The sequence below is a fragment of the Microbacterium helvum genome, from assembly GCF_014779795.1.
Classification (GTDB): domain Bacteria; phylum Actinomycetota; class Actinomycetes; order Actinomycetales; family Microbacteriaceae; genus Microbacterium; species Microbacterium helvum.
On sequence record NZ_JACXZS010000016.1, the window covers coordinates 40474 to 55419 of the forward strand.

Sequence of the window (14946 nt, forward strand, 5' to 3'; positions counted from 1 at the left end):
GGCACGAGGGCGCATTCGCATGGGGACGAAGGGAAGCGCATGGCCATCGACGGCACCCCGGGGGCAGGACTGACGAAGGAGCAGCTGGCGGAGGAGGTGACGCACCTGTCCACTCCCGATCTGCTGAAGACGCCGTTCGGCGATCTGGAGTTCTTCGACGGCGTGCCGCGGGCGGAGTCCGTGCAGACGATCTTCGACGCGCTCGACCTGCTGCGCGGCATCGACGCGTTCCTCACCGCGGTGCCCGGCGCGTCGCTCGTCGCCATGAGGCGCGGACTGCGCAGCGCCGGAATCGACTCGCCCGGCAAGGTCGGGTACACGGATCCCCGGGCGAACTCGGCGAGCCTGTTCCTCACGCCGAACACCGAGACGACGTACGGCACGACCTTCCTCGACCTGAAGGCGTGGGGCCCGACGGTCATCGAGGCTCCGCCGCAGTCGCTGTGCGTGGTCGACGACTTCTGGTTCCGCTACGTCGCCGACATGGGCATCGCCGGTCCCGACCGGGGTGCGGGCGGCAAGTACCTGTTCCTACCCCCGGGGTACGACGGCGATCGTCCCGACGGCTACTTCACGTTCGAGTCGCCGACGTTCACGAACTGGGTCGTGCTGCGCACCCTCGGCGGGGTGCCTGCCATGAAGCAGACCCGCATCTACCCCCTGTCGGATGCGGCTTCGCCGGACGACACGACCTTCGTGAACATCGCGGGCGTGCTGCAGAACACCGTGCACGCCAACGACTTCTCGTACTTCGAAGAGATCGCGCAGCTCGTCGCCGAAGAGCCCGCATCGGCGCTCGATGCCGAACGTGCCGGCACGCTCGCCGCGATCGGCATCGCGCACGACATGCCGTTCGCGCCGGACGACCGGCTGCGCGGCATCCTGGACGACGCCGCCCGCATCGGCGCCGCCGTCTCGCGCGCCCTCGTCTACAAGCCGCGCGACCCCGAGGCCTACTTCTGGGAGGGCAACTCGTGGAAGAACGCGTTCGTCGGCGGCAGCTACGAGTTCCTGCAGGGCGGCGCGCGCAACCTCGACGCCCGCACGCAGTTCCACTACTTCGCGACGGTGATCACTCCGGCGATGGCGCATGCCCAGGTCGGCGCCGGGTCCGCCTACGCGTACACGGCCGAGGACGCCGAGGGTCACGTACTCGACGGCTCCGCCACGTACTCGCTGCGCATCCCCGCCGATCCGCCCGCGAAGAACTTCTGGGCGGTCGACCTGTACGACACGCAGACCCGCTCGCTGCTGCAGTCGACGCCGTACCCGGCGCTGTCGAGCCTGGAAGGAACGGTGCAGGCCGAGGACGACGGCTCGTACCTGCTGTGGTTCGCCCCGACGGCGCCGCAGGGCCGCGAGTCGAACTGGATCCCGACGATCCCCGGCAAGTCCTGGTTCCCCATCCTCCGTCTCTACGGTCCGCTCGAGCCGTGGTTCGACAAGACCTGGCAGCTGCCCGAGATCCGGAAGCAGGCATCATGACCGACCTCGACACTCTGGCCACGCAGGCCTATCTCTACGGCTTCCCGCTTGTCTTCGACCTCGAGCAGGTGGTGCGCTACACGACCACGGGAGTGGGCGCGAACCCGCAGGCCGCCTTCAACGAGTTCTCGCACGCGCGTTCCCTCGCCTCGGCGGCCGATACCTTCGTGTCGATCAACAACGACACCGTGTACTCGATGGCATCGCTCGATCTGGGCGTCGGCCCCGTGCGGCTGTCGGTGCCGGCATCCGATCGCTACTACGTGCTGCAGTTCGTCGACGCGTGGACCGACAACTTCGCGTACATCGGCACGCGCGGCACCGGCAACGGCGCCGGCGAATTCCTGATCGCGCCGCCGGAATGGGAGGGGGATGCCGGCGGCCTGACCGTCGTCCACGCCCCGACCCGGATCGTGTCGATCGTGGGCCGCTGGTCGTGCGCCGGCGTCGACGACCTGCCGGCCGTCCACGCGCTGCAGGACGCCATGACGCTCACCCCGGCGCACCCGGATGCCGTGGCCGCCGGCATCCCGAGCATCATCTCGCAGGGCGACGAGGTGCTCGACTTCTGGGAGAAGTACCGCGTGTGGTCGCAGGCGTTCCCACCCGCGGACCGCGACGAGTCACTGCAGTCGTCGTTCGCGGCGCTCGGCCTCACCGGCGCAGTGCCGGTGCGCGAGCTGCCGGGCGAGCAGCAGGCGGCGCTGCGCGCCGGCGCGCGAGGCGGCGAGGAAGCCATCTCGCAGGCGATGGCGGGTGCGGCGGCCGGTGCGACGCCCGGTGCGTGGTCGCAGACGCTGCACGTGTTCGACTACAACCTCGACTTCTTCGAAGTGGGCACGAAGGACGAACCCGCCTGGAAGATCGCCGACCCGCGGCGGCGGATCGGCGAGCGCGCCGTCGCCGCCAAGGCGGGTCTGTGGGGCAACCACGGGTACGAGGCGGCCTATGTCATGACGTTCCAGGACGCCGACGGCCGGCCGCTCACCGGCGAGCACGACTACGAGCTGCGGCTGTCGCCGCCCCCGCCGGTCGGCGCGTTCTGGTCGGTCACGATGTACGCGCTGCCCGAGTTCTACCTCGTCGACAACGAGATCGACCGCTACTCGGTCGGCGACCGCACGCCCGGGACCGTGACGGACGCCGACGGCGGCCTCACGATCCGCATCGGCCGCGCGCGCCCGTCGGATCCGGACGCGGCCGCGAACTGGCTCCCGGCGCCCGCCGGCACCTTCCGGCCGATCCTGCGCATGTACATGCCGGGCGACGCGGTGCTCGACGGCACGTACGCCCCGCCGCCGATCACCCGGGTGGACGGCTGAGGCCGACCGCCCGCAAGCGAGGGGGAGGGGATGCCGGGCGCCCGGCATCCCCTCCGCTTCCGGTTCAGGGGCGCGATGCCGGGCGCGCGCAACGACTCAGCGGACGGCGCGGCCGTGGGCGAGGTCGATCAGACGCGACAGCACGTCGCCGGCGCGCAGGCCGTTGTGCTCGTGCTCGCTCGTGATCCACGGGGTGACGCCGGGGATCAGGCGGGCCGTCTCGATCGCGAACTCGAACGGTACGTACACGTCGTTGACGTAGATCGCGGTGGCGCCCCGCGCGTGCGAGGCGGCGATCGCGGCCTCGTCATAGACGCGCGGCCACTCGTGCTCGGCCAGGGCGAGCGTCACATCGCGCCACGGCTGCAGCCCGGGCACGGTGTCGAGCCATTCACGGCGGACATGCTCGCCTGTCAGCAGCGTCGGATCGGCGCGGAAGTCGTCGGGCTCGGTGCGCTCCGCCGACCAGCGGGTGGCGTGCCCGTCGGCGTAGCTCGACTCGTGGAACACGAAGTACAGCGGGTTGCGGGCGTCGAAGGGCATCGCCCCCGCGAGATCGTGGCGGAACGCGTTCGTGCGGGGGTCGAGTTCGAGCAGCGACCACAGCGTCTGCCAGCCGTCGTTCGAGCCGAGCAGCGAACCGATCGACCGGGCGCGCGACGGCGAGACGACCTCGCCGTCCGGCAGCACGAGCGCGCCGGCGTCGGCCAGATCGACGATGCGCCGCACCGCGTCGCGGTGGGCGGGAAAGCGACGGTAGTACCGCTCCGAAGCCTCGCGCATCTTGTCGTACGTGAGCGAGTAGACGTCGTCGGGATGCCGCCCCACCGCGCTGAGGCCGCCGGTGAGGTACGCGTGCTCCAGGGACGCCGCGTCCGTGGACAGGTACGACAGCGTCGTGAAGCCGCCGAACGACTGGCCGAGCACGCTCCAGGTGTCGGCGCCGAGCTCCTGACGCAGCGCCTCGGCGTCGCGGACGATGCTGTCGGCGCGCAGATGGGTGATGTGCTCGGCGAGCGCCTCGGCGCCCCGCTCGAGGTCGCCGTCGCCGACGGGGGTCGACAGACCGGTGCCGCGCTGGTCGAGCAGCACGACGCGGTAGTGCTCCAGCGCCGCGTCCAGCCACGACGGCGCCGCGGGCGCGTGGAACGGACGCGGCGCCTCGTGCCCCGGCCCGCCCTGCAGGAACACCAGGTACGGCAGGTTCCCGCCGTCCTCGCGCGCGACCACCGCGGCGTGCACATCGATGGTGCGCCCGTCCTCGGGATCGGCCCAGACCAGGGGCACCTCGAGGGTGTGGTCGTCGATGGTCAGATCCTGCAGGCGTCGCGTCGTCACGGGCATGCTGCGAGCCTAGGCGCTGGCCCCGACGTCGCACGTCACGTCGAACCCGGGGATCCTCCGCGCCGAACCCGGGGATCCTCCGCGCCGAACCCGGGGATCCGCGCCGAGACCGGTGACCAGGCCCTCTGTCTCGGCGGCGATCCCCTGTCTCGCGAAACAGGGGATTCCGCAGCGCGGTCAGCGGGCGGTGCGCACCGTGACCGTGAAGTCGTCGACGTTGCGCAGATGCGCGCGCACGCTGCCCTCGGCGGCGACGGCGATCGCCTCGGCGTCCTGGCCCGGGCGGCCGATGACGAGCGCGTCGCCCTGCAGGCGGTGTCCGACCCAGCGCAGTCGCAGCCGGTCGATCCGGTCGATGCCGTCGACGTGCTCGAGCGCGTGCTCGGCGCGGTCGACGAGTTCGGGCTCGACGCCGTCGAGCAGGCGCCGGCCGACGCTGCGCACCGTGCCGATCAGCAGCACGAAGATCGCGGCGGCGATGACGAGCCCCACGATGGGATCGGCAAGCGGAAAGCCCAGCAGCACGCCGATGCCGCCCAGCACGACCGCGAGCGAGGTGAAGCCGTCGGTGCGCGCGTGCACGCCGTCGGCCACGAGCGCCGCTGATCCGATCCGCTTGCCGACACGGATGCGGTACACCGCGACGGCCTCGTTGCCCGCGAACCCGATCACGCCCGCCGCGATGACCCACCCGATGTTCTCCAGCGGCTGCGGGTGCAGCATCCTGTCGACCGCCTGCCACGCGGCGACCACCGCCGACAACGCGACCACGAACACGATGAACAGCCCCGCGAGGTCTTCGGCACGGCCCAGGCCGTAGGTGTAGCGACGGGATGCCGCGCGCCGGCCGAGCACGAACGCCACCCACAGCGGCACCGCCGTCAGCGCGTCCGACAGGTTGTGGACGGTGTCGGCGAGCAGGGCCACCGACCCGCTGAAGGCGACCACGACGGCCTGCAGCACAGTCGTCGCGAGCAGCAGGACGAGGCTGATCTTGAGCGCCCGGATCCCCGCCGCATTGGCCTCCATGGCGTCATCGATCGCGTCGGCGGGATCGTGCGAGTGCGGCACGAACAGCTCGTGCAGCGCGCCGCGAAGTCCTCCGGCGTGGTGGTGGTCGTGGTCGCCGTGACCGTGGTGGTCATGGTCGCCGTGACCGTGATCATGATCGTGATCGTGCGGATGCCGGTGGTCGTGGGGATGCCGGTGGTCGTCGTGATCGTGACGGCCCTCCGTCGCGGCGGTCATGCCTCGCCGCAGTCGGTGCGGTGGTGACGGGGGACGCCGCCCAGCGAGTGCTCCGCCTGGTGGATCGCGTCCGCCACGAGGCGCGAGGCGTGCTCGTTCTCGAGGCGGTAGAAGACGCGCTGGCCCTCCTGGCGCGTCGAGACGATGCGGGCCAGGCGCAGCTTCGCGAGGTGCTGAGACACGGCGGCCGGCGATTTGTCGACGATGTCGGCGAGGTGGTTGACCGACAGCTCGCCGGCATCCTGCAGCGCCAGCACGATGCGGACGCGCGTCGCGTCGGCGAGCATCGCGAAGACCTCGACGGCGAGTTCCACGTAGGAGCTCTCGACCGAGTAGCCGCATCCCTGCTTATCTGCACTCATACGCAGATACGTTAGCAAGCGTCGCCGCCCACGCGACCGCCGGAGGCGCGGGTCAGCCGAGCACCCGCCGCCACACGTTGGTGTCGGCGAGGTCGAGCAGCTCGTCGCCGCGGCCGGACAGCACGGTCCGCAGCGCCCACAGCGTGAAGCCCTTCGCCTGCGCGATCGTGATCGCCGGCGGGATCGACAGCTCCTGCCGCGCCACCACGACGTCGACCAGGACCGGCCCCGGTTCCCACAGCGCACGGCGCAGCGCCGGTTCGAGATCCTCGCCGCGTTCGACCCGGATGCCCGTCATCCCCATGGCCGTCGCGACGGCGGCGAAGTCAGGGTTGTCGAGCGTCGTGCCGAAGTTCACGATGCCGGCGGCCTTCATCTCGACCTCCACGAAGCCGAGCGCCGAGTTGTTGAACACGATCACCTTGATCGGCAGATCGTTCTGCCGGATCGACAGCAGGTCGCCGAGCAGCATCGCGATGCCGCCGTCGCCCGACAGTGCGATCACCTGCCGGTCGCGGTCGACGGCTTGGGCGCCCAGCGCCTGCGGCATGGCGTTGGCCATCGAACCGTGCGTGAACGAGCCGAGCAGCCGGCGCTCCTTCGTCATCGACAGGTAGCGGGCCGCCCAGACGACCGGCTCCCCGACGTCTGCGGTGAACACCGCATCGTCTTCGGCCAGTTCATCGAGCAGCCGCGCCACGAACTGCGGGTGCAGCGGCCGCTTGCCGTCGTCGACGGCGAGGGCGTCGAGGTCCTTGCGGGTCTTGCGGTAGTGGGCGACCGATTCGCGCAGGTGCGCGTCGTCGCGGTCGGTGCGCAGGTAGCCGAGCAGAGCGGATGCCGTCACGCCGACGTCTCCGACCAGCCCCAGGTCGATGCGGGTGCGCCGGCCCAGCTGCTCGCCGCGCAGGTCGACCTGAACGATCTTCGCCTTCGACGGGTAGAACTGCCGGTAAGGGAAGTCGGTGCCCAGCATGAGCAGCGCATCGCACTTCTCCATCGCCCGGTAGCCCGAGGCGAAGCCGAGAAGGCCGGTCATGCCGACGTCGTGCGGGTTGTCGTACTCGATGTGCTCCTTGCCGCGGAACGCGTGCACGATCGGCGCCTTCAGCCTCTCGGCGAGGGCGAGCACCTCGTCGTGCACACCCGCGACCCCGGCCCCTGCCAGGATCGTCACCTTGCCGGCGCCGTCGAGGATGCCGGCGGCCGCGCGCAGCTCGGCGTCGCTCGGCACCACCGAAGGCTGCGCGGCGCGGATCGGGGCGGACGGACGCCGGGCCGGAGCATCCGCGAAGAACACATCGCCGGGGACGACGACCACGGCGACGCCGCGCTTCTCGACCGCGGTGCGCATGGCGATCTCGAGCACCCACGGCATCTGCGAGGGATCCGAGACCAGCTCGCGGTAGACGCTGCATTCGCGGAACAGCTCCTGCGGATGCGTCTCTTGGAAGTATCCGCTGCCGATCTCGGCCGAGGGGATGTGCGACGCGATCGCCAGCACCGGCACCCGCGAGCGCTGCGCGTCGAACAGGCCGTTCACGAAGTGCAGGTTGCCGGGCCCGCAGCTGCCGGCGACGACGGCCAGCTCGCCGGTGATCGCGGCCTCGGCACCGGCCGCGAAGGCCGCGGACTCCTCGTGCCGCATGTGCAGCCACCGCAGCCGTCCGTCACGCCGCAGTGCATCGGTGAAGGCGTTGAGCGAGTCGCCCGGCAGCCCCCAGACCCTTGTGACTCCGGCATCCACGAGGGTCTGCACGAACACGTCCGCAATGCTGGTGGCCATTCTCAGCTCCTCGCCTCGGGTCCTTCCTCAGCGAATCAGCGGGCGTGCCCGCGCGCAAGGTGCACGCGTTGCCGGGGGACCGGAACGGCATGATGAGGGGATGCCGATCCTCCCCGCCGTCCGTGATCCCCGGTTCATCACCGTCAGGCGGGGCGGCACCCTCACCGACGACGATCACCATCTGCTGGCAGAGTGGGCGATCGCGTGCGTGGAGCACGTGCTGCCGCTGTTCACCGCCGAGCGCCCGGACGATCCCGTCCTCGTCGACACGCTGGAGCTCACCCGCGCGTGGATCCGCGGCGAGGTGCCCATGCGCGAGGCGCACCAGCGCGCGTTCGTCGCCAACGCCGCCGGCAAGGGACTGCCCGACCCGGCCCGGTTCGCGGCGCTGGCGGCCGGGCAGGCGGTGGCCGTCGCACACGTCCCGGCGCATGGGCTCGGCGCGGCGGCCTACGCGATCCGGGCGGTGGCGGCATCCACTCGTCCCGGCGAGGCCGACGCCGCACGGCGACGCGAGCGCGACTGGCAGCGCGCCCGGCTGCCCGATGCGGTCCGCGATCTTGTGCTCGACGACCAGCGCCTGCGCAGCGCGATCTGCTGGAACGTCTTCGACGACTGACGGGATGCCGGCGGCCGGGCCCACCCGCCGGTCCTGCCCCGCACCCCGGGCACGGGGGCGCCGAGACCGGGCATCTGCGCGCCGAGCCAGGGGATCCGCACCGGAACACAGGGCGTCGCCCCCGGTCTCGACGAGAATCCCCTGCCTCGACGAGACAGGGGATCTCCGTGACGCGGGTCAGCGCGGGCTGCGGTCGCGCGAGCGGCGCGGCGTGAACCGGCGGCGACGGCGCGGGGCCGTGGGACTGGCCGTCTGCGCGGCGGTCGGCAGGACGATCGGGGCCGTGACGACGGCATCCACCACCATCGAGCCGTCGGTCGGTCCGACGATGGGGATCGGCGTCGTCGGGGTGGCGACGGCAGGGGTGATCGGCTCGAGCGCGAGCTTGCGGTGGGCGGCGATGTACGCCGGGATGAGCACGACGACGGCGCCGAGCCACGCGAGCGGGTTGCTCGCCGCGACGCCGATGAAGCCGAAGACCGCGCCGAGCACGACCGCGGCGGCCACGCGCATGACGAGCTCGATCACGCCGGTGACGGTCGGGATGAGCGTGTGGCCGAGGCCCTGCAGGGCGCCGCGCAGCACGAACAGCACCGCGAGGATCCAGTACGTCGCGCCGTTGATCGCCAGCATCTGGGCGGCAAGACCGACGACCTCGGTCGCGGCGTCGCCGACGAACAGCTGCACGAGGTGCGCGCCGAACGCGATGAGCAGCGCGCCGAGCACGACGGCCGCGGCCAGCGAGATCCAGGTCGCCTGCGTCACGCCCTTGCGGATGCGGTCGGGGCGGCCGCCGCCGTGGTTCTGCGCGACGAACATCGACACCGCCAGGCCGAGCGACTGCAGCAGGGCGACTGCCAGACCGTCCACGCGCGAGGCTGCCGTGTAGGCGGCGACGGCGTCGGCACCCAGTTCGTTCAGCGCGACCTGCACCGACAGCGTGCCGATCGCGATGATCGAGGCCTGGAACCCCATCGGCAGGCCGAGCCGCAGGTGCTCGCCGAGGTCGGCGCGGCTGACCTTCCAGTCCTCGCGACGCAGGTGCAGCACCGGCACGCGACGCCGCACGAACTCGAGGCACAGCAGCACCGAGATCGCCTGCGAGACGACCGTGGCAAGCGCCGCACCGCCCACGCCCCAGCCGAACGTGCCCACCATGAGGATGACCAGCACGACGTTGAGCCCGCACGCGAGAGTCAGGAAGACCAGCGGCGTGCGCGAATCGCCGATCGCGCGGATGATCGCCGACAGGTAGTTGAAGAACATCATCGCGCCGGCGCCGAGGAAGCTGATCTGCGCGAACACGATCGCGTCGTCCATGAGCTCGGCCGGCGTCTGCAGCAGCGCCAGCAGCGGACCGGCCAGCAGCGGCGCACCGACCGTGAGCACGACGGTGCAGATGCCGGTGAGGATGGTGCCCGCGGCCACCGATCGCCTGACCCCCGCGTAGTCGCGCGCGCCGAACGCCTGCGCAGTGGGGATCGCGAAGCCCGAGGTCAGGCCCCATGCGAAGCCGAGCAGCAGGAACAGCATGCTTCCGGTCGCGCCGACCGCGGCCAGCGCGTCGACGCCGAGATGGCGCCCGACGACGATCGCGTCGACGAACTGGTACAGCTGCTGCACGACGTTGCCGATCAGCAGCGGCACGGCGAACAGGACGATGACGCGCCAGGGGCGGCCCGTCGTCAGGGCGGTGGACATGAGGCGGACTCTCGGGAGAGAAGGCGAAGACGGAGGGCCGGAAAACGGCTGCCGATCATCCTATCGAATCGATTCGGCCTTGTCTGGACGAATCTTGAGCCTTGCGCAAAACCGAGGCGGAGGGATGCCGGCGGTTCCCGCCTTCGTCGACCCGGGTTCCGCGTGTCCGAGGGGCGGCGTAGCGTGCCGCGCATGGCTGTGGAACCACAGGTGCTGGACTGGCTGCTCGACTCGGACCCGGCGCTGCGCTGGCAGGTCGAGCGCGATCTCGCCGGCGCCCCGCCCGAGGTGTGGCAGGCGACCCGCGCGCGCGTCGCCCACGAGGGGTTCGGGGCCGCGCTGCTCGCGAAGCAGGATCCCGACGGGCAGTGGGCCGGGGGCGCCTTCTTTCCCGCGGGCTTCTTCGACAGTCCCGAGAAGGACGAGCCGGGCCAGCCGTGGGTGGCCACCACCTGGTCGCTGCGCGACCTGCGCGAGTGGGGCGTCGACGCCGCCGCACTCGGCGACACCGCCGCGCGCATCGACGCGAACAGCCGGTGGGAGTACGACGATCTGCCCTACTGGGGCGGCGAGGTCGACGTGTGCATCAACTCGTACACGCTCGCGAGCGGCGCGTGGCTGGGGGCGGACGTGTCGCGCCTCGTGGAGTGGTTCCCGGCCCACCGCCTGGCCGACGGCGGATGGAACTGCGAGGCCGAAGAGGGCGACTCGGTGCGCTCGTCGTTCCACTCGACGCTCAACGCGGCGCGCGGCATCCTCGCGTACGAGCGGATCACCGGCGACACCCGCATGCGCGAGGCCCGTCACGGCGGCGAGGAGTACCTGCTGTCGCGACGGCTCATGTTCCGCGCGACCACCGGCGAGATCGTGGGCGACTTCGTGGACCGGTTCGTGTACCCGAACCGCCACCGCTACAGCGCGCTGTACGCGCTCGACCACTTCCGCGAGGTCTCACTCGTCGAGGGGACTCCGCCCGATCCGCGCTTGGCCGAGGCCGTCGAGGTCGTCCGCGAAGCCCGGCAGCCGGACGGCACCTGGCTGCAGACCACGCCCTTGCCTGGCCGCACGTGGTTCGACGTCGACGTGGGCGAGGGTGAGGCATCCCGCTGGCTCAGCCTGTTCGGCACGCGCGTGCTGGAGTGGTGGGATGCCGCCTCTGGTCGTTGAGACCCCTGGTCGCCCCGCGAAGCGAGGAACGAGCGCAGACGAAACGCCCCGGCCGCGCGAGCAGCCTCGGCCGCGCCGACGGACTCAGCGCCCGCCGCGAGCCGACGTGAGAGTCCCGGCGCGCAGGCCCAGCGTCCACTCGGCGGTCTCGGCCACGAAGTCCCGATACGCGGCCCCGCCGTCGTCGCGCGTGTTGTTGACGTAGGCGCTCTGGCCGTCGACCGCCATCAGGATCCGCACGCCGGCGCGGATCGCGTCGTCGACCGTGAAGACACCGGCCGCCACACCGTCCTCGATGAGCGCGCCGATGCCCGCGTCGTTGCGCTCCTCCTGCTCGATGACGGCGGCGTCGAGCACAGGGCTGAAACGCGACAGATGCCGCGCGTTCAGCCACAGGCGCGACAGATCGCGCGACTCGTCGCCGCCGATCACTTCGACGAACCGCCGGAGGCGTGACAGCGGGTCCCCCTCGACGGGGAACAGCTGCGCCCGCTCGCCGGCGGCGGCGCGGGCGAACGCCGCGGCCACGAGATCCTCAGCGGCGGGGAAGTAGTGCGTGATGAGCCCGGGGCGCACCCCGAGCCGGTCTGCGACCGCGCGCAGGGTGACGCGCTCGAGCCCCTCGGCGAGTGCGATGGCCGCGGCGGCGCTCAGGATCTCTTCACGCCGTTCCTCGGGGCGCTTGCGAATCCGGCGCTCCCCGCCACTTGACACCATGCCGCTCATGCTATTGGATGTGTGACCAATAGTCTATTGTTCACACGGCCAATAGCCACAGCATCCCGAACCATCCACACGCAGCAACGAAGCCGCCGGCGAAGACGACGACGTCCTGCCGTCCCGAGAGGAACCCCGTGTCATCAGAAGCGCAGACCACCAGGACACCGCCGTCGGCGGGCGAGGGATTCGTGGATGCCGCCACCCAGCCCGAGACCCGCGGCATCGAACTCATCGGGGCCGGCGAGCGCCACGGCCGCGCTCGCGACCTGTTCTTCGTCTGGGCGGCCCCGAGCGTCAGCATCCTGAACTTCACCGTCGGCGCGACGCTCGTGCTGCTGGGGCTGGAGCTCTGGCAGGCGATCCTCGTCGTGCTCGCCGGTTCGGCGATGTGGGTCTTTCCCGGCATCATCGCGATCAGCGGTCCCGCGGCCGGCACCTCGGGCTCCGTCATCACCCGCGCCATCTACGGCATCATCGGCAACAAGCCGGTCGTCGCGTTCACCGGCTGGCTGATCGGCGCGGTGTTCCTGGCGCTCAACTGGCTGGCCTCGTCGTTCCTCGGCGCCGACATGCTCGCCGGCATGGGGCTCAGCGATCCCGTGGTGGTGCCGATCGTCGTGACCCTCGTCATCTCGGCGCTCACCGTGCTCGTCGCCGTCTACGGCCACGCGCTCATCCTGCGCATCTACTCGTGGCTGGCGATCGTGCTCGCGGTGATCTTCGTGACGGTGACGGCGTTCATCCTGCCGCAGGTGGACTGGGCCTATCAGGCCGCCGAGCCGCTGGCGGGAGTGCCGCTGTGGTCGGCGATCACCATCGGCTTCACGCTCATCGCCTCGGGTCCCATCTCGTACATCAACAGCCCCGACATCGCGCGCTACCTGCCGCGCTCGACGAAGCCGTCGCACATCATCGCCGCGACCGCGCTCGGCGGGGCGCTGCCCGGCGCGGTCTTCACGATCGTCGGCGTGCTGCTCGCGACCGTCGTGATGGGCGGCATGGACGCCGGCATCGAGTCCGCGCTGCTCGGCATCCTTCCCGCCTGGCTCGGACCCGTGTTCGTCATCGGCGTCATCGTGAACACCGTCGCCCTCAACGGCATGACGACCTACACGTCGAGCATGGCGCTGCAGGCGATCGGCCTGCCGCTGCGCCGCATCCCCGCCGCCATCATCGTCGGCGTGATCGGCACCGCGCTCACGATCTACCTGGTGCTGTCGACGAGCCTCCTCGATGCCGTCAACCTGATGCTGCAGTTCCTCGTGATCGTGTCGGCCCCCACCATGGCGGTGTTCGTCACCGACGTGGTGATGCGCCGCAACCGCTACGACGGCGCCGAGCTGTTCGACGAGGAGCGCGGCGGACGGTTCTGGTACAGCAGCGGCTGGAGCATCCCGGGCGTCGTGGCCGTCCTCGTCGGCGGTGTCGCGACGGCGCTGTGCCTGTCGACCACGGTCTGGACGGGCCCGATCTCGGAGGCGCTCGGCTACGTCGACCTGTCGGTTCCGGTCGGCATGCTGGTGTCGGTCATCCTTTACGCCGCGCTGCTGCGCACCCCGCTCGGAAAGGCAGGTCGCCCGTGACCACCATGCTCTATGCGAACGCCCACGTCTTCACCGCCGACGCCCGCCGGTGGGCGACCGCGCTCGTCGTGCGCGACGGCCGCGTCGCGTACGTCGGCGACGACGCGACGGCCCGACGGATCGCGGGTCAGGATGCCGCCGAGACCGATCTGCGCGGCGCCACGGTGCTGCCCGGGTTCGTCGACGGCCACGCGCATATCGTCGGCACCGGCGAGGCCGCCGGACAGGTGGACCTGTGGGGCGCGGACTCGCTCGACGAGATCCAGCGCCGGATCGGCGCGTTCGCCGAGGCGCACCCCGAAGCACCGCGCATCCGCGCGCAGGGCTGGCAGCACGCCGCCGTCGGCGGCCGGCCGACGCGCGAGATGCTCGACGCCGTCGTCGCCGACCGCCCGGTGTACGCGGATGCGTACGACTTCCACTCGATCTGGCTGAACACGGCGGCCCTCGCCGAGACCGGCATCGACGACGCCACCGCCGACCCGGCGGGCGGCATGGTGCACCGAGACGCCGGCGGTCACGCGACCGGACTCGTCGACGAGACCGCGATGCACCTGCTGGTGCAGCCGGTGCTCGCCGGGTTCACGACCGACGACGACCGCGACGCGGCGCTGATCGCCGCGTTGCGCGGCTACGCCGAGACGGGCGTGACGGCGGCGACCGACATGGGTCTCGACGAGGCCGATCTCGCGGCCATGGTGCGCGCCGAGCGAGCGGGCGTGCTGACCGCGCACATCGCGGGGCACTGGCGCGTGCAGCCCACCGACGATCTCGCGCAGAACGAGGCCCAGGTCGCGCGGGCCGTCGAGCTCGCCGCGACGCACACCTCGGAGTGGCTGCGGGTCGTCGGCATCAAGGTCATGATCGACGGCACAGTCGACGGCTGCACCGCGGCGGTCGGTCACCCGTACTCGGACGGCAGCGACCCCGACCCGGTGTGGAGCCTCGACGAGCTCGCCCCCGTCGTCGCCGCGGCCGACGCCGCCGGCCTGCAGGTGGCCATGCACGCGATCGGCGACGAGGCGGTGCGGATCGCGATCTCGGCCGTCGAGCACGCGATCGCGGCCAACGGACCGCGCGAGCGCCGCCACCGCATCGAGCACCTCGAGGTCGTGGAGCGGGCCGACATCGACCGCCTGGCCGCGCTCGGCATCACCGCGAGCATGCAGCCCGTGCACGCCGATCCGGCGATCCAGCAGAACTGGAGAGCGATGCTCGGCGACGAGCGCGTGGACCGCGGCTTCCCGTGGCCCGAGATGACCGATGCCGGCGCTCCGCTCGTGTTCGGCACGGACTCGCCGACGTCGCCGTACCCACCGCTGCCGAACATGTTCATCGCGGCGACGCGGCGTTCGGCGCTCGACCCGTCACTGCCCGCGAACGTCCCCGCGTACGCCCTGCCGCTCCTGACCGCGATCGAGCACGCGACGCGCGACGCCGCCTGGGCTTCCCACGGCGAGCATGCCTACGGGCGTATCGCCGCAGGCCTCAGCGCCGACTTCATCGTGCTCGATCGCGACATCTTCGCCGCGGCGCCCGACGAGCTGCTCGAGACCCGGGTCGTGCGCACGGTGGTGGCGGGCCGGACCGTGCACGAGGCCTGACGCGG

The 14946-nt window shown here is 71.4% G+C and carries 13 protein-coding genes; 7 read left to right on the top strand and 6 right to left on the bottom strand.

The features are described 5' to 3' along the window. Positions 1-39: 39 nt before the first annotated feature. Together IF188_RS18985 and IF188_RS18990 are read left to right on the top strand one after the other, a co-directional pair. Entirely contained in the window at positions 40-1485 is a 1446-nt protein-coding gene (locus IF188_RS18985) for a DUF1254 domain-containing protein (RefSeq protein WP_191173376.1), read from the top strand. Next, a complete protein-coding gene (locus IF188_RS18990) occupies positions 1482-2807 on the top strand; it encodes a DUF1254 domain-containing protein (RefSeq protein ID WP_191173377.1) in 1326 nt (441 codons plus the stop codon). The genes IF188_RS18985 and IF188_RS18990 overlap by 4 nt, the downstream gene beginning before the upstream one ends. Positions 2808-2903: 96 nt before the next feature. Here IF188_RS18990 and IF188_RS18995 read toward each other — a convergent pair whose 3' ends face one another. Further along, a complete protein-coding gene (locus IF188_RS18995; RefSeq protein WP_191173378.1) occupies positions 2904-4151 on the bottom strand; it encodes an alpha/beta fold hydrolase in 1248 nt (415 codons plus the stop codon). Positions 4152-4328: 177 nt separating this feature from the next. Continuing rightward, complete coding sequence (locus IF188_RS19000) at positions 4329-5228, bottom strand: cation diffusion facilitator family transporter (protein ID WP_396652834.1); 900 nt, start codon at positions 5226-5228, stop codon at positions 4329-4331. Between IF188_RS19000 and IF188_RS20640 the strand changes: the two genes are divergently transcribed. Continuing rightward, on the top strand, positions 5214-5426 hold the full coding sequence (locus tag IF188_RS20640) for a hypothetical protein (protein ID WP_191173379.1): 213 nt from the start codon (positions 5214-5216) through the stop codon (positions 5424-5426). The two genes, IF188_RS19000 and IF188_RS20640, sit on opposite strands and share 15 nt — an antisense overlap. Here IF188_RS20640 and IF188_RS19010 read toward each other — a convergent pair. Both IF188_RS19010 and poxB read right to left on the bottom strand, forming a co-directional pair. Beyond that, the gene (locus tag IF188_RS19010) at positions 5396-5761 is read right to left on the bottom strand and encodes a metalloregulator ArsR/SmtB family transcription factor (protein WP_191173380.1); all 366 of its coding nucleotides are present in this window, start codon (positions 5759-5761) and stop codon (positions 5396-5398) included. The two genes, IF188_RS20640 and IF188_RS19010, sit on opposite strands and share 31 nt — an antisense overlap. 52 nt (positions 5762-5813) lie before the next feature. After that, a complete protein-coding gene (gene poxB, locus IF188_RS19015) occupies positions 5814-7547 on the bottom strand; it encodes a ubiquinone-dependent pyruvate dehydrogenase (RefSeq protein ID WP_191173381.1) in 1734 nt (577 codons plus the stop codon). A gap of 100 nt (positions 7548-7647) precedes the next feature. Between poxB and IF188_RS19020 the strand changes: the two genes are divergently transcribed. Then, positions 7648-8166 (top strand): putative immunity protein, encoded by a 519-nt coding sequence (locus IF188_RS19020; RefSeq protein WP_191173382.1) that lies wholly within the window; start codon positions 7648-7650, stop codon positions 8164-8166. A gap of 177 nt (positions 8167-8343) precedes the next feature. Here IF188_RS19020 and IF188_RS19025 read toward each other — a convergent pair whose 3' ends face one another. Then, positions 8344-9867, bottom strand: coding sequence for an MATE family efflux transporter (locus IF188_RS19025; RefSeq protein WP_191173383.1), 1524 nt, complete (start codon positions 9865-9867; stop codon positions 8344-8346). A 192-nt stretch (positions 9868-10059) separates the two neighbouring features. On the opposite strand from IF188_RS19025, the gene IF188_RS19030 reads away from it, so the two are divergent. Next, positions 10060-11034 (top strand): squalene cyclase, encoded by a 975-nt coding sequence (locus IF188_RS19030; protein WP_191173384.1) that lies wholly within the window; start codon positions 10060-10062, stop codon positions 11032-11034. Between the two features lie 84 nt (positions 11035-11118). On the opposite strand, the gene IF188_RS19035 is transcribed toward IF188_RS19030, so the two are convergent. After that, positions 11119-11751, bottom strand: a complete 633-nt coding sequence (locus IF188_RS19035; protein WP_318152948.1) for a TetR family transcriptional regulator — start codon at positions 11749-11751, stop codon at positions 11119-11121. A gap of 137 nt (positions 11752-11888) precedes the next feature. On the opposite strand from IF188_RS19035, the gene IF188_RS19040 reads away from it, so the two are divergent. Continuing rightward, the gene (locus tag IF188_RS19040; protein WP_318152949.1) at positions 11889-13337 is read left to right on the top strand and encodes a purine-cytosine permease family protein; all 1449 of its coding nucleotides are present in this window, start codon (positions 11889-11891) and stop codon (positions 13335-13337) included. Next, on the top strand, positions 13334-14941 hold the full coding sequence (locus IF188_RS19045; RefSeq protein ID WP_191173386.1) for an amidohydrolase: 1608 nt from the start codon (positions 13334-13336) through the stop codon (positions 14939-14941). Before IF188_RS19040 ends, IF188_RS19045 begins: the two co-directional genes overlap by 4 nt. Positions 14942-14946 lie beyond the last annotated feature (5 nt).

Excerpts from the sequence above, each read along its gene's own strand:
- IF188_RS19020 (WP_191173382.1), top strand. The coding sequence starts at position 7,648 with ATGCCGATCCTCCCCGCCGTCCGTGATCCCCGGTTCATCACCGTCAGG.
- IF188_RS18990 (WP_191173377.1), top strand. The coding sequence starts at position 1,482 with ATGACCGACCTCGACACTCTGGCCACGCAGGCCTATCTCTACGGCTTC.
- IF188_RS19010 (WP_191173380.1), bottom strand. The coding sequence starts at position 5,761 with ATGAGTGCAGATAAGCAGGGATGCGGCTACTCGGTCGAGAGCTCCTAC.
- IF188_RS18985 (WP_191173376.1), top strand. The coding sequence starts at position 40 with ATGGCCATCGACGGCACCCCGGGGGCAGGACTGACGAAGGAGCAGCTG.
- poxB (WP_191173381.1), bottom strand. The coding sequence starts at position 7,547 with ATGGCCACCAGCATTGCGGACGTGTTCGTGCAGACCCTCGTGGATGCC.
- IF188_RS19025 (WP_191173383.1), bottom strand. The coding sequence starts at position 9,867 with ATGTCCACCGCCCTGACGACGGGCCGCCCCTGGCGCGTCATCGTCCTG.
- IF188_RS19030 (WP_191173384.1), top strand. The coding sequence starts at position 10,060 with ATGGCTGTGGAACCACAGGTGCTGGACTGGCTGCTCGACTCGGACCCG.
- IF188_RS19035 (WP_318152948.1), bottom strand. The coding sequence starts at position 11,751 with ATGGTGTCAAGTGGCGGGGAGCGCCGGATTCGCAAGCGCCCCGAGGAA.
- IF188_RS18995 (WP_191173378.1), bottom strand. The coding sequence starts at position 4,151 with ATGCCCGTGACGACGCGACGCCTGCAGGATCTGACCATCGACGACCAC.